Annotated in this window: 12 protein-coding genes; 9 read left to right on the top strand and 3 right to left on the bottom strand. The window is 71.3% G+C overall.

Features of this window, described 5'->3' with window-relative positions; genetic code table 11:
• Positions 1–93: 93 nt before the first annotated feature.
• Together ACFW16_RS35165 and ACFW16_RS35160 are read left to right on the top strand one after the other, a co-directional pair.
• Positions 94–2,202: an ADP-ribosylglycohydrolase family protein gene (locus ACFW16_RS35165; RefSeq protein WP_380313764.1), complete on the top strand. Its 2,109-nt coding sequence runs from the start codon at positions 94–96 to the stop codon at positions 2,200–2,202.
• Positions 2,195–3,496, top strand: a complete 1,302-nt coding sequence (locus ACFW16_RS35160; protein WP_380313763.1) for a CaiB/BaiF CoA transferase family protein — start codon at positions 2,195–2,197, stop codon at positions 3,494–3,496. The genes ACFW16_RS35165 and ACFW16_RS35160 overlap by 8 nt, the downstream gene beginning before the upstream one ends.
• 139 nt (positions 3,497–3,635) lie before the next feature.
• Here ACFW16_RS35160 and ACFW16_RS35155 read toward each other — a convergent pair whose 3' ends face one another.
• Positions 3,636–3,998, bottom strand: coding sequence for a hypothetical protein (locus ACFW16_RS35155; protein WP_380313762.1), 363 nt, complete (start codon positions 3,996–3,998; stop codon positions 3,636–3,638).
• Positions 3,999–4,029: 31 nt separating this feature from the next.
• Entirely contained in the window at positions 4,030–4,791 is a 762-nt protein-coding gene (locus ACFW16_RS35150) for an SDR family NAD(P)-dependent oxidoreductase (RefSeq protein ID WP_380313761.1), read from the bottom strand.
• A 152-nt stretch (positions 4,792–4,943) separates the two neighbouring features.
• Between ACFW16_RS35150 and ACFW16_RS35145 the strand changes: the two genes are divergently transcribed.
• The 4 genes from ACFW16_RS35145 to ACFW16_RS35130 all read left to right on the top strand — a co-directional run bounded on the left by ACFW16_RS35145 (position 4,944) and on the right by ACFW16_RS35130 (position 10,229).
• Positions 4,944–5,453, top strand: a complete 510-nt coding sequence (locus ACFW16_RS35145; RefSeq protein WP_380313760.1) for a sigma-70 family RNA polymerase sigma factor — start codon at positions 4,944–4,946, stop codon at positions 5,451–5,453.
• 73 nt (positions 5,454–5,526) lie between these two features.
• Complete coding sequence (locus ACFW16_RS35140; protein ID WP_380313759.1) at positions 5,527–6,498, top strand: FecR family protein; 972 nt, start codon at positions 5,527–5,529, stop codon at positions 6,496–6,498.
• 132 nt (positions 6,499–6,630) lie between these two features.
• A complete protein-coding gene (locus ACFW16_RS35135; RefSeq protein WP_380313758.1) occupies positions 6,631–9,111 on the top strand; it encodes a TonB-dependent siderophore receptor in 2,481 nt (826 codons plus the stop codon).
• Entirely contained in the window at positions 9,108–10,229 is a 1,122-nt protein-coding gene (locus ACFW16_RS35130; protein ID WP_380313757.1) for an ABC transporter substrate-binding protein, read from the top strand. The genes ACFW16_RS35135 and ACFW16_RS35130 overlap by 4 nt, the downstream gene beginning before the upstream one ends.
• 1 nt (position 10,230) lies before the next feature.
• Here ACFW16_RS35130 and ACFW16_RS35125 read toward each other — a convergent pair whose 3' ends face one another.
• Positions 10,231–10,920 carry a GntR family transcriptional regulator gene (locus tag ACFW16_RS35125; RefSeq protein WP_380313756.1) on the bottom strand — a complete coding sequence of 230 codons (690 nt, stop codon included), beginning with the start codon at positions 10,918–10,920 and terminating at the stop codon, positions 10,231–10,233.
• A gap of 212 nt (positions 10,921–11,132) precedes the next feature.
• Here ACFW16_RS35125 and ACFW16_RS35120 point away from each other — a divergent pair, with 212 nt between their 5' ends.
• From ACFW16_RS35120 to ACFW16_RS35110, 3 genes are all read left to right on the top strand, one after another.
• On the top strand, positions 11,133–12,158 hold the full coding sequence (locus tag ACFW16_RS35120) for a 2-dehydropantoate 2-reductase (protein ID WP_380313755.1): 1,026 nt from the start codon (positions 11,133–11,135) through the stop codon (positions 12,156–12,158).
• 52 nt (positions 12,159–12,210) lie between these two features.
• Positions 12,211–12,654, top strand: a complete 444-nt coding sequence (locus ACFW16_RS35115; RefSeq protein ID WP_380313754.1) for a CBS domain-containing protein — start codon at positions 12,211–12,213, stop codon at positions 12,652–12,654.
• Between the two features lie 101 nt (positions 12,655–12,755).
• A partial coding sequence (locus ACFW16_RS35110) for an NAD(P)(+) transhydrogenase (Re/Si-specific) subunit alpha (protein WP_380313753.1) occupies positions 12,756–13,573 on the top strand: 818 nt, incomplete at its 3' end.

Genomic DNA, 13,573 nt, shown 5'->3' with positions numbered 1-13,573 from the left:
TCCCCCTAACCCCCTCCCGCGAGGGGAGGGGGGACAAGGAAGAGCCGGATCGCCATAGATCCACCAGCGACCGATCTCTCTGAAGGCCCCGGAATGCCCCTCCCCACCGACACCCTCGACCGCATCTATGCCGGCTTCCTCGGCAAGGCCATCGGCGTGCGCCTCGGCGCCCCGGTCGAGCCGACGATCTGGACCTGGGACCGGATCGACAAGACCTATGGCGAGATCACCGGCTATCTGCGCGACTTCAAGAATTTCGCCGCCGACGACGACACCAACGGGCCGGTCTATTTCATCCGGGCGCTGCGCGATTTCGGGCTGGACCCGTCGCCGCAGGATGTCGGCCGCACCTGGCTGAACTACGCCGCCGAGCTGCACGGCATGTTCTGGTGGGGCGGCTACGGCATCTCGACCGAGCACACCGCCTTCGCCAACCTGCAGTCCGGCGTCCCGGCGCCCGAATCCGGCTCGATCGCCCGCAACGGCACGGTCATCGCCGAGCAGATCGGCGGCCAGATCTTCGTCGATTCCTGGGGCTGGGTGTGCCCGGGCGACCCGGCCCGCGCCGCCGAGCTGGCCGCCCGCGCCGCCAGCGTCTCGCATGACGGCAACGGCCTGCACGGCGCCCGCTTCGTCGCCGCCTGCATCGCCAAGGCCTTCGTCGCCGAGACGATCGAGGAGGTGGTGGAGGCCGGCCTGGCCACGGTCCCGGCCGGCAGCGAATACGCCCGGGTCGCCCATGCGGTGCAGGCCCTGCACCGGGTGAAGCCGAAGGACTGGCGCGCCTGCCGGCGGATGCTGGAGAGCGAGTTCGGCTACGACCGCTATCCCGGCGTCTGCCACATCATCCCGAATGCCGGCCTGCTGATCCTGTCCCTGCTGTACGGCCAGGGTGACCTGTCGCGCACGGTCGAGATCGCGACCATGGGCGGCTGGGACACCGACTGCAACGCCGGCAATGCCGGGGCCATCGTCGGCACCCTGGCCGGCATCGCCGGGGTGGCGGCGCATTACCGCAAGCCGATCAACGACGGCATCGTCGCCTCCGGCATCACCGGGTCGCTCAACATCGTCGACATCCCCAGCTTCTGCCGCGAGCTGGCGGCGCTGGCCCACCGCCTGGCGGGAGAAGAGCCGCCGGCCGAGTGGGCCGCGGACATGGAGCGGCGCGGCCTGCGCTTCGACTTCGACCTGCAGGGATCGACCCACGGCTTCCTCACCGAAGGCGACAACCGCATCACCCTGTCCTGGTCGGACGAGCGCAAGGCGACCGGCCGCGGTTCGCTCTGCGCCCTGCTGGACCGGCTGGAACGCGGCGATGGCGGCCGGATCTTCTGGAAGCCCTTCTACCGCCGCAGCGACTTCGACGACGAGCGCTACCGGCCGATGTTCTCGCCGGTGGTGGCGACCGGGCAGGAGGCAACGCTGCGCCTCTGGCTCGACCCGTGGGAGGGCGACGGCCATCTCCGCATCGTGCCCTATGTCCGCCGGGCGATGAGCGGCACGATCGACGAGATCGGCGCCTGGACCCAGCCGGCGGCCGGCGAGTGGCAGGAGTTGCGCTTCACCGTGCCGGAGACGGGCGGCGAGGCGGTCGACGAGATCGGCATCAAGGTCGAGTATTTCGGCCGGCTGAAGTTCCTCGGCCGGATCTTCATCGACGAGTTCACCGTCGGTGGCGCCGGCTCGGCCCGGCTGGATCCGCGGATCGAGGCCAATGAATGGGGCGGCATCACCCGCTGCACCTGGAACCGAGGCGTCTGGAAGATCGAGGACGGCCGCATCCACGCCCTCACGGCATCCGATGCCGACCTGTGGACCGGGCATCTCTACGCGCGCGACCAGACCGTCACCGCCGATATCACGCCACTGGCGGGCGACGGGCACCTGGTCTGCGCCCGCGGCCAGGGCAATGAGCGCTGCTACGCCGCCGGCTTCGTCTCGGCCGACGAGGTGGCGATCATCCGCCGCGACTTCGGCGAGACCGTCCTGGCCCGGGCGCCGTTCCAGCGCGAGCTCGGCCGGACCTACAGCCTGGCGCTGGAAGCGGTAGGCGACCGGCTGACCCTGTCGGTCGACGGCAAGGTGCTGCTCGAGGCCCGCGACGGCACGCTGGCCTATGGCATGGCCGGGCTGCGGCTGCCCTCCGCTGGGCGGATGCAGGCCGGGGTGATCGAGATCCGCGAGGCCGCCCATGGCTGAGGCGCGGCCCGCCAGGATCGAGCCGGAGCGCGAAGGGCCGCTCTCCGGCATCCGCGTGCTCGACCTGTCGCGCGTCGTCGCCGGCAACGCGCTGGGGCTGGAGCTGGCGGATTTCGGCGCCGAGGTGATCAAGGTCGAGCCGCCGGGCGGCGACCCGCTGCGCGACTGGCAGGTGAAGGGCCACAGCCTCTATTGGAAGGAGCTGTCGCGCAACAAGCTGTCGGTCGTGCTCGACCTGCGCAAGCCGGAGGGCATGGCGGCGCTGGAGCGGCTGATCCCGACCGCCGACGTGATGATCGAGAACTTCCGGCCCGGCGTGCTGGAGGAGATGGGGCTGGCGCCCGACCGTCTCCTGGCCATGGTGCCGGACCTGATCCTGGTGCGCATCTCCGGCTTCGGCCAGACCGGCCCGGCCAGCCGGCTGCCCGGCTTCGGCACGCTGGTCGAGGCGATGTCCGGCTTCGCCTCGCGCAACGGCTTCGCCGACCGCGAGCCGGTGCTGCCGCCGCTGGCCCTGGCCGACATGATCGCCGGGCTGCACGGCGCCAAGGCGGTGCTGGCGGCGCTCCGGGCCCGCGACCGCGGCATGGCCCGCGGCCAGGTGATCGACCTGTCGCTGCTGGAGGCGATGTATTCCGTGCTGGGGCCGGAGGCCGGCAGCTGGGCCGTCACCGGCCAGGTCAAGGAGCGCACCGGCAGCGCCTCGGGCAACAGCGCGCCGCGCAACGTCTACAGGACCCGCGACGGCCGCTGGATCGCCATGTCCGGCTCCACCGACCGCATGGCCAAGCGCATCCTGCTGCTGGTCGGCGGCGACGCCCTGGCGCGGGACCCGCGCTTCGCCACCAATGCCGACCGGGTGCGCAACCGGGCGGCGCTGGACGCCGTCATCGGCGAATGGATCGGCGCCCGCGACCGCGACACGGCGCTGTCGATCTTCCGGGCCGAAGGCATCACCGTCGGCCCGGTGCACGACATCGCCGACTTCATGGCCGACGACCATGTGATCGAGCGTGAGGTGGTGGTGTCGATTCCCGACCCGGATCTGGGCCCCCTGCCGGTGCACAACGTCCTGCCGCGCCTGTCGGCCACGCCCGGCGCGATCCGCCGCCTGGCGCCGGAGCCGGGCGCCGACACCGAGGACGTGCTGCGCCGGGCCGGCTTCTCGGCCGAGGAGATCGCAAGCCTGCGCGAAGCGGGGGGCGCTGGGGTGATGATGGCCTCAAATCCAAAGAGCGGCCTTCCCTTTAGAGTCCCCCCTCCCGCTGCGGGAGGGGGGACTCAGAGAGGCTGACGTTGGCTTGCAAGCGGGGACATTCGGATGACCCCCGCCGACGGCCGCATGGTCGACGCTCCGGTCGTCGCCCGCGCCCGCCGGGTGCTGGCCTGGGCGGGAGTGACGGACGCAGGCTGAGCCGGCGGGTGTGCCGGCCTCACGACATCGGGCGCTGCAGCTCCAGCCGGTCGCCGTTGCGCAGCAGGCGCAGCTCCAAGGCCGGCTGGCCGGGGCCGCGGGGCACCGACACCACCGCCTCCTGGCCCGGCGCCAGGGTCGAGACGAATCGGACGACGCCGCCCGGCGCGTCGGTGCCGGCCGTGACCACGGTCTCATAGCCGGAAGCGGCCGGCTGGTAATAGACGCTGACATTGACGTCGCCGAGCGTGGCGGTCAGGCCGGCGCCGGGCGGGATCACCTCCGCCGCGGCGGGGCGCGCCATGAAGGCGCCGAACAGGGCGGCGGCAAGCAGGATCTGCGGCAGCCGGCCGGCGGCCGGTGCTTTGAGTTCACGGGTCATGACGATGTCCTCGGATGTGTTCGAGCGGGCGTCAGGCCGCGCTCTGGCCGCCATCGACGACGATGGCCTGGCCGTTGACGTAGGAGGCCCTGTCCGACAGCAGGAACAGGGCGACCTGCGCGATCTCCTCCGGCTCCGCCAGCCGCTTCAGCGGGATGCCGGTGGCGAGGGGATGGGTTTCGGTGCCGTCCGCGTTCTTCACGATCCGGCTTTGAGTCATCTCGGTGCGGGTGATCGACGGGTTGATCGAATTGACCCGGATGCCGTGCGGCCCCAGCTCCACCGCCGCGGCGCGAGCGAGGGCGACGACGCCGCCCTTGCTGGCGCTGTAGATCGAGGTGCCGGGTGCGGCGATGCCGGCGAGGACCGAGCCGTTGAACAGGATCGCCCCGCCGCCCTGCGCCTTCATCTGCGCGGCCTCGGCCTTCAGGGCGAAGAACTGGGCCTTCAGGTTGGTGTCGATCAGGCTGTCCCAGCGGGCCTCGTCGAGCGTCCCGATCGGCCCGCCGCCGGAGATGCCGGCGTTGTTGAAGGCGGCGTCCAGCCGCCCGAACCGCGCCACCACCCGGTCGATGATGCCGGGGATGGCGTCGGTCTGCGTCAGGTCGGCCTGGATGAAGGCCGCTTCGCCGCCGGCGGCCGCAATCTCCGCGACCGCCGCCTCGCCCTCGGCCGCCCGCCGGCCGGTCAGCGCCACCCGGGCGCCCTCCCGGGCGAACAGGATCGCGCTGGCGCGGCCGATCCCGGACGTGCCGCCGGTGACGAGCGCCACCTTGCCGTCCAACAGTCCCATTTGATCGCTCCTTTACATGACGATCATCATTCAACGAGCGATAGATGATGGCGGTCATCCGTTTTGCAAGGGCAGGGGAAATGCCGTGACCAGTTGAGAATGGATTGCATTCTCGATACATTCGGTCCGTTCACTGCGGGCCGCGGGGTATCGTGAAGAAGCTGTCTCGGATCCTGGACGCCTTCGGGGCCGAGGCGCCCCGCATGGAAGCCGGCCTGCAGGGCCGGCTGCGTTGCCGCGCGCGCGCCGCCGATATCCTGCAGGATGCCTGGCTCAGCCTGGCCGAGCTCGGCTCGGACGCGACGGTGGAGAACCCGCAGGCCTATGTCCGTCGCACGGTGCGCAACGCCGCGACCGACCATCTGCGCAAGGAGCGCCGGCGGGCGGCGATCGATCAGGAGGTGCACGGCCTGCTGTGGGACGGCGCCGACGAGATGTCGCCGGAGCGGATCGCCATCGGCCGGGAGGCGCTGACGGCGCTGGAGAAGGCGCTGGCGGAGATGCCGGAGCAGAGCCGGCGGGTGTTCCTGATGAACCGCTTCGAGGGCCGGACCCATCGCCAGATCGCGCGCGAGCTGGGCGTGTCCGAGACCACGGTCTACTACCACATCCGCCGCGTGCTCGAGCATCTGTCGGAGCTGCGCGACAGCCTGGCCGATTGAGGCAAATCCCCCTCTCGCACGTCTAGGGAGTAGAAGGGGCGGAGAATCGCCCTCCGCCTGCCGCCGCGAGCCGATGGACACCGACGACAACGCCCAGGACCCCAGGATCGCCAAGGACGCGCGCGACTGGGTCGTCCGGCTCGCCTCCGGCACCGCGACCGAGGCCGACCTCGCCGCGTTCCGGGCCTGGCGGGCGGCGTCGCCGGACCACGACCGCGCCTTCGCGCGGGAGCGTGCCTTCTGGCGGCAGCTGCAGGCGATGGCCCCGGAGGCGCCGCCGCGCACCGCGTCCCGGCCCAGGGCCGTCGGCCGCCGGGCGATTCTCGTCGGCGGCGCGGCGCTGGCGGCCGGCGTGGCCGGGGTCGCCCTGGCGCCGCGGCTGGCGCTGCTGTGGCGGGCCGACCACCGGACCGGCATCGGCGAGCAGGCGCGGGTCGCGCTGCCGGACGGCTCCGCCGTGCTGCTGAACACCGACAGCGCCATCGCGCTCGGCTTCCGCCCCGGGCTGCGCCTCGTCACGCTGCTGCAGGGCGAGGCGCTGTTCGAGGCCCGGCGCGACGCCGCGGCGCCGTTCCGGGTGGCGGCGCTGGGCGGCAACAGCGAGACCGAGGGCGCGGTCTTCGCCGTGCGGGCCGTCGAGGAAGAGGCGACCGTGACGGTGGCGGAGGGGCGGGCCGGGGTGTTCGGGCCGGCCGCCGCGGCCGCGCCGATGCCGCCGGCCGGCACCGTCGCCCTCGCCGCGGGGCAGCAGGCCCGGTACCGGGAGGGTTCGGCGCCGGGCCGCGCCGTCCCGGTCGATCTCGGCGCCGCCCTGGCCTGGCGGGCCGGCCGCATCGTCTTCGACCGCAAGCCCTTCGCCGAGGCGGTGGCCGAGCTCGGCCGCTACGTGCCCGAGCGGGTGGTGCTGGCCGATGGCGGCCGCGCGGCGGAGCCGGTCGGCGGCGTGTTCTCGATCCGGGAGGCGCATGCGGCACTGGCGGCGCTGGCCGAGACCCAGGGCCTGCCGCTGCGGCGCGTTCCGGGCGTGCTCATCGTGATCGGATAAAAAACGACCTCGTCCTATAGGCAAGCCGCCGCCTCGCGCGTCTCTCCAATGAAGGGCCGCAATCGGCCCGCCGGCGCTCCCGGACAGCGCCGGATGCGTATGGTTCTGAATTGCAAGCGGGGCGGGGGAAGAATGTCGAAGGTTCAGGGGTGGCGGGCGGTGCCGCGGGGGCGGCCGCATCGGGTGCTGCGGTCCTTGCTGGCCGCGACCGCGTTGATGGGAAGCTTCCCGCTGGTCCTGGCCACGCCGCCGGCCTGGGCCCAGGCCGCCCCGCCCGCCGCGGCGCGCAGCTTCGGCATCCCCCGCCAGCCGCTGGCGGCGGCGCTGCGCCGGTTCGCCGACCAGTCGGGCATGCAGCTGGCCTATGCCTCGGCGGATCTGCAGGGCCTGACCTCGCCGGGCGTGCGCGGCAGCCTGCCGGCCGTCGAGGCGCTGTCGCGGCTGCTGGCCGGGACCGGTGTCACCTGGCGCCTGACCGCGGCCAACACCGTCTCGATCCAGCGCCCGGTGCCGGCGGCCGGCGCATCGGCGGAGGGCGGCCTGGCGCTCGACCCGATCATCGTCCAGGGCGGCGGCTTCTTCGGCGCCACCGACGGCTATGTCGCCGAGGAGTCGCGGACCGGGACCAAGACCGGCACGCCGCTGATCGAGACGCCGCAATCCGTCTCGGTCGTCACCCGGCAGCAGATGGACGACCAGAAGGCACAGTCGGTGTCGCAGGCGCTGCGCTACTCCGCCGGCGTGGCGCCGGAAACGCGCCCCGGCCGCTACGACTATCCGAACATCCGCGGCTTCGGCTCGCCCGGCGGCGCCGACGCGAACTTCGTCGGACTGATGGACGGGCTGCGGCTGCCGCGCGGCGTCTACTACATCTCGCCCTCGATCGACCCCTACATGCTGGAGCGGGTCGAGATCCTGCGCGGCCCGTCCTCGATCCTGTACGGCAGCGTGAACCCGGGCGGCGTGGTCAATCTGTGGAGCAAGCGGCCGACCGCGGAGCCGCTGCACGAGATCGATCTGGAGTACGGCACCTTCGACCGCCTCCAGGCCGGGCTCGATCTCGGCGGCCCGCTGACCGAGGACGGTTCGCTGCTCTACCGCCTCACCGCGCTCGGCCGTGATTCCGGCACCCCGGTCGCCGGCACCCAGGACCAGCGGGTCTCGGTCGCGCCCGCGGTCACCTGGACGCCGAACGAGGACACCAGCCTGACACTCCTCGGCAGCTACCAGTACGACCCCGCCGCCGGGGCCTTCAACTACCTGCCCTATGAGGGCACGGTGAAGCGCGCGTCCTGGGGCCGGTTCCCGACCAGCTTCTTCGATGGCGACACCGGCTTCGACCGGTCGGAGCGGACGCAATACGCCGTCGGATACGAGCTCGAGCACAAGGCCGGCGACGTGCTGACGCTGCGCCAGAACTTCCGCTACATGCATGCGGACTACGACTACCGGTCCGTCTACCAGAACGGCTATGACGGTCCGAATTCGCTGACGCGGGCCACGGTCGCGACCAAGGAATCCTTCGACGGCATCGCGCTGGACAACCAGGCGCTGCTGCGGTTCTCGACGGGGGAGGTCGAGCATACGGCGCTGTTCGGCATCGACTACCGGCACACCGGCGCGAGTGCCTTGTTCGGCTATGGCAGCGCGCCGTCTCTGGACGTCCTGCAGCCGGACCATCGGCAGGACATCGTCATGCCCGCCTATGCCAGCGACACGCGGCAGACGCTGGACCAGATCGGGTTCTATGCGCAGGAGCAGATGAAATGGGGCGGCCTCTCGCTGCTGCTGGGCGCGCGGGCGGACTGGGCCGAAACCGAAACTGACGCCCGCGCCCTGCCGGGCGGTGCCTCGACCCTGAGCCATCAGGCAGATGCGGCCGTCACGTGGCGGGCGGGGCTCGTTTACGAATTCGACAACGGCCTCGCCCCCTATCTCAGCTACTCGACCTCGTTCGAGCCGGTGAGCGGCACCGATTTCCACAGCCAGCCGTTCAAGGCGAGCACGGCCGAGCAGTACGAGATCGGCGTCAAGTATCAGCCGGACGGGTTTGCCGGCTTTTTCACCGTCGCTCTGTTCGACATCACCCAGACCAACGTCAAGACCGCCGATCCCGACCCGACGCACCCCTATGCCAGCATCCAGACCGGCGAGATCCGGTCGCGCGGGGTCGAGCTCGAGGCCCATGCCGAGGTGACCGACAATCTCAGCCTGCTCGGCTCCGTCACCGTGCTCGACATCGTCAACACCGAGAGCACGGACTTCAAGGACAAGCGGCCCTTCGGCGTGCCCGACCGGCTGGCCTCGCTCTGGGCCGACTACAGCTTCACCGACGGGACCCTGGACGGCTTGGCGCTCGGGGCCGGCGTGCGCTATGTCGGCTCGTCCTGGGGCAACGCCGAGAACACGCTGAAGGTGCCGGACGTCACCCTGTTCGACCTCGGCCTGCGCTATGATCTCGGCATGCTGCAGCCGGAGCTGGAAGGGACGCAGGTCTCGGTCAACGTCTCCAACCTGTTCGACCGGGAGTTCGTCGCCTCCTGCTGGAACGAGACCTCCTGCTTCTACGGCACCCGGCGCACGATCACCGCCGGCCTGAAGCTGCGGTGGTGAGGGCACGCCCTGCGCTGCGCCGGCTGGCGGCGGCGATCGCGTTTCTCGGCTTTGGGCTGTTCGCGGCGCCGGCGGCGGCCGATCCGATCACCGTGACCGACATCGCCGGCAACACGGTCGAGCTGCCGCAGCCGGCCCGGCGCGTCGTGCTCGGCGATGGCGGGCTGATCACCGTGGTGGCGCTCCTGGACCCCGAGCCGCTGTCGCTGGTGGCCGGGTGGGCCGATAACCTGGTGCGCTTCGATCCCGGCACCGCCGCGGCCTATCGCACGCGCTTCCCGGCGATCGACCGGCTGCCGCTGGTCGGCGGGACCACCGCGGAGACCTTCTCGGTCGAGCAGGCCCTCGCCCTGAGGCCGGACCTCGTCGTCCTGCCGCTCTGGTTCGGCCCGGCGGAGGAGCTGGAGCGGCAGCTCGGCGCGGCGGGCGTGCCGGTGCTGCGCATCGACTTCTTCGACGACCCGCTGCGCAACACGGTGCCGAGCCTGCGGGCGCTGGGCCGCGCGCTCGGGCGGGAGGAGCGGGCGGAGGCCTATATCCGCTTCTACGAGGCGCATATGGGGCGGATCGCCGGGACGCTGGCCGCGCATCCCGGCGCCCGGCCGAAGGTGCTGCTGCACGCCCGCGCCGGCGGCTGGGAATGCTGCTGGTCGGCCGGGGCCTCCGGCGCGGGCACGCTGATCGACTTCGCCGGCGGCGAGAACATCGCCAAGGCGATCGTGCCCGGCCCGACCGGCCAGCTCGGCCTCGAATACGTGCTGGCGCAGACTCCGGAGGTCTACATCGCCGCCGGCGGCCCGCACCTGCCGGGCCCGGGAAATTTCCGGATCGGGCCGGGCGTGTCGCCGGCGACGGTGCGGGAGCAGCTGGCCGCGATCCGCGGCGAGCCCGGACTCGGCCAGCTGCCGGCCGTCGCCGCCGGGCGCGCCCATGCCCTCTGGCTCAACTTCTTCCATGCCCCCACCCATGTCGTCGCGGTCGAGGCGATGGCGAAGTGGTTCCATCCGGAGCTGTTCCGCGACCTCGACCCCTCGGCGACTCTGGCCGAGATCAACCGGCGGTTCCTCGCCGTCCCGATGGAGGGCACCTATTTCGGCGACCTCGGGGCAGGGGAGTGAGCTAGTCCAAAAAGTCCCCGTGCTTCCGCACATGCTCGGCCAGGCCCAGCGTGTGCTCGCGCACCAGCGTCTCGGCCAGGTCGGCGTCGCGGGCCTCCAGCGCGGCGACGATCTTCTGGTGGTCGACGACCGAGCGCTGCGCCCGGTGGTCCTGGCCGATCGTCACCCGGCGGATGCCGCGCATGTGGATGAACAGGTTGTCGGTGATGTCGACGATCAGCTGGCAGCCGCTGATCCGGATGATCTGCTTGTGGAAGGCGATGTTCGCCTCGGAATACTCGGTGACATGCTCCTCCGGGTTACGGTCGTGGAACACGTCGACATAGTCGTGCAGCTTGCGGATCTGGGCGTCGGTCGCGACCTGGGTGGCCAGCCGCGCCGCCATGCTCTCCAGCGCCGCCCAGACCGTGACCATCTCCAGGACTTCCGCCTTGCTCTTGCGGATCACGAAGATGCCGCGGCGGGGGACGGAGCGGACGAATCCCTCCTGCTCCAAGAGCGTCATCGCCTCGCGGATCGGGGTGCGGCTGACGCCCAGCATCTCGCTCAGCTGCCGCTCCTCCAGCTTGATCTCGCCGGCATGGCCGTAGATGTCCATCTCGGTGATGGCCTGCTTCAGGGCCTTGTAGGCCTTGATCCGGAAGCTCGTTTCGGTGTCGAGCGGCTTTACGTCGATCTGCGGGAAGCTCATCGAAGGCCCTATCTGTCGCCTGCGGCCGGCGTTCCCTTCGGCTATAGCCCCGGGCGCTGCCGGTCACAAGTATACCGTGGACGAGAGTCCAGCGCAGCTTTCCTCCCTCGATTGGTCCTTGGATTGATTGACATTTGGTATTTTGTATACCACGATGATCGCGTCGGCTGCTCAGCGGCCCTGACTCCAATCAACGGGAGGAAGGCGCGGCCATGAAACTCTGCATCTATGGCGCCGGGGCCATCGGCGGCTATCTCGGCGTCCAGCTTCACCGAGCGGGGGTCGAGGTCAGCCTCGTCGCCCGCGGCCTGCATCTCCAGGCGATGCGCCAGAACGGCCTGACCCTCAGGATCGACGACGAGACCCGCACCGCCCGCATCCGCTGCACCGACACCCCGGCCGAGCTGGGCCCGCAGGACTATGTCGTGATCTGCCTCAAGGCCCATTCGGTGCCGGGGGTGGTCGAGGCGATGCAGCCGCTGCTGGGGCCGGAGACGGCGGTCGTCACCGCGGTGAACGGGCTGCCCTACTGGTATTTCCACCGCCATGGCGGCGAGCTCGAGGGCCGCACCATCGAGACGGTCGATCCCGGCGGGGTGCAATGGAAGCGGCTGGGGCCGGAGCGCGGCATCGGCTGCATCGTCTATCCGGCCACCGAGGTGGTGGCGCCCGGCGTGGTCGAGCATCACTACGGCGACAAGTTCCCGCTCGGTGAGCCGGACGGCAGCCGGTCGGCCCGCGTCACCGCTCTCAGCGAGGCGATGACGGCGGCAGGATTGCAGGCGCCGGTCCGGGACAACATCCGCGACGAGATCTGGCTCAAGCTCTGGGGCAATCTCTGCCTCAACCCGATCAGCGCCCTGACCCATGCGACGCTCGACGTCATCACCGGCGACCCCTCCACCCGCGACGTGGCCCGGCGGATGATGGCCGAGGCGCAGATGATCGGCGACCGGCTCGGGGTCCATTTCCGGGTCGACATCGAGCGGCGGCTGGACGGCGCCGGCGCCGTCGGCGCCCACCGCACCTCGATGCTGCAGGACCTCGACCGCGGCCGGCCGATGGAGATCGACCCGCTGGTCACCGTGGTGCAGGAGCTCGGCCGCATGGTCGGGGTGCCGACCCCGACGGTCGACACCGTCCTGGCCCTGGTGCAGCAGCGCGCCGAGATCGCCGGGCTCTACAGCCGTCCCGGCCCGGCCGAAGCGAAACGGGCCCCGGCGCTGGTGCCGGCCTGACCCTTGTCCGAGCGGCCGGAAAGAGCCGCTTTCCAGAGGAGGAACCCAGCCAATGAGGGCCGAAGACATTCTCCGCCAGAAGGATTCGCGCGTCGTCATGATCCGCGTCGGCGAGACGGTGGCCACCGCCGTCGCGCTGATGACGAAGGAGATCATCGGCGCCCTCGTCGTCAAGGAGGTGTGCCGCACCGAGGGCAATGTCGTGGTCGGGGTGTTCTCCGAACGCGACGTCGCCCGGGCGCTGGCCGCGCATGGCGCCGCGGCGCTGTCGATGCCGGTCTCTGCCTTCATCGGCCGCACCGTGATCAGCTGCGAGCCGCGCGACAGCATCGAGACGGTGCTGCGGCTGATGGACGAGAACCACATCCGGCACGTGCCGGTGATGGAGGACCACACTCTGGTCGGGGTGATCAGCGCCCGCGACCTGATCCGGCATTTCCTGCAGCAGTCGTCGCCGGCGCTGCAGGACTCGGCCTCCACCGTGGTCCACGCCTGATCTCCACTCGAGAGGTGGAACCGCGGCGGCCCGACCGGCTGCCGCGGCGTCTCTAACGCCATGCGGCGCCGCCCCGCGGGCCGCATAGGGGAGTCTTGTCCATGCGGATAGGGGTGTTGCGGGAGCGGCGGGAGGGGGAGCGCCGTGTGGCGGCGACGGCGGACAGCGTGAAGAAGCTGGTGGGGTTGGGGGCGACGGTGGTGGTGGAGACCGGCGCCGGGCTGGGCAGCGCGGTGACGGACGAGGCGTATCGCGCGGCGGGGGCGGAGGTGGCGGCGGATGCGGCAGCGGCCCTGGCCGGCGCCGACGTGGTGCTGAAGGTGCGCCGTCCGCTGCGGTCGGGCGAGGTGGACGAGCTGTCCTTGATCCCGCGTGGCGCGACCCTGATCGGGGTGCTGGAGCCCTATGACGATGCCGACAGCCTGGCGGCCTATGCGGCGGCCGGGATCGAGAGCTTCGCGCTGGAGCTGGTGCCGCGGATCACGCGGGCGCAGGCGATGGACGTGCTGTCGAGCCAGGCGAACCTGGCGGGGTACCGGGCGGTCTTGGAGGCGGCATCGGTGTTCGGCCGGGCCTTCCCGATGATGATGACGGCGGCCGGCACGGTGCCGCCGGCCCGGGTGCTGGTGATGGGCGCGGGGGTGGCCGGGCTGCAGGCGATCGCGACGGCGCGGCGGCTCGGGGCCGTGGTGTCGGCGACCGATGTGCGTCCGGCGGCGAAGGAGCAGGTGCAGTCGCTGGGCGCCAGCTTCGTCGCGGTGGAGGACGAGGAGTTCAAGGCGGCCGAGACCGCGGGCGGCTACGCCAAGGAGATGTCGGCGGAATACCGGGCCAAGCAGGCGGCGCTGATCGCCGAGACGGTGAAGAAGCAGGACATCGTGATCTGCACCGCGCTGATCCCGGGCAAGAAGGCGCCGGT

The sequence above is a fragment of the Inquilinus sp. NPDC058860 genome, from assembly GCF_042743185.1.
Lineage (GTDB): Bacteria > Pseudomonadota > Alphaproteobacteria > DSM-16000 > Inquilinaceae > Inquilinus.
This window is presented reverse-complemented; position numbering and strand designations above follow the sequence as displayed.

Coding starts and splice junctions, on each gene's coding strand:
- ACFW16_RS35165 (WP_380313764.1), top strand. CDS start 94: ATGCCCCTCCCCACCGACACCCTCGACCGCATCTATGCCGGCTTCCTC.
- ACFW16_RS35115 (WP_380313754.1), top strand. CDS start 12,211: ATGAGGGCCGAAGACATTCTCCGCCAGAAGGATTCGCGCGTCGTCATG.
- ACFW16_RS35155 (WP_380313762.1), bottom strand. CDS start 3,998: ATGACCCGTGAACTCAAAGCACCGGCCGCCGGCCGGCTGCCGCAGATC.
- ACFW16_RS35160 (WP_380313763.1), top strand. CDS start 2,195: ATGGCTGAGGCGCGGCCCGCCAGGATCGAGCCGGAGCGCGAAGGGCCG.
- ACFW16_RS35135 (WP_380313758.1), top strand. CDS start 6,631: ATGTCGAAGGTTCAGGGGTGGCGGGCGGTGCCGCGGGGGCGGCCGCAT.
- ACFW16_RS35150 (WP_380313761.1), bottom strand. CDS start 4,791: ATGGGACTGTTGGACGGCAAGGTGGCGCTCGTCACCGGCGGCACGTCC.
- ACFW16_RS35120 (WP_380313755.1), top strand. CDS start 11,133: ATGAAACTCTGCATCTATGGCGCCGGGGCCATCGGCGGCTATCTCGGC.
- ACFW16_RS35125 (WP_380313756.1), bottom strand. CDS start 10,920: ATGAGCTTCCCGCAGATCGACGTAAAGCCGCTCGACACCGAAACGAGC.
- ACFW16_RS35140 (WP_380313759.1), top strand. CDS start 5,527: ATGGACACCGACGACAACGCCCAGGACCCCAGGATCGCCAAGGACGCG.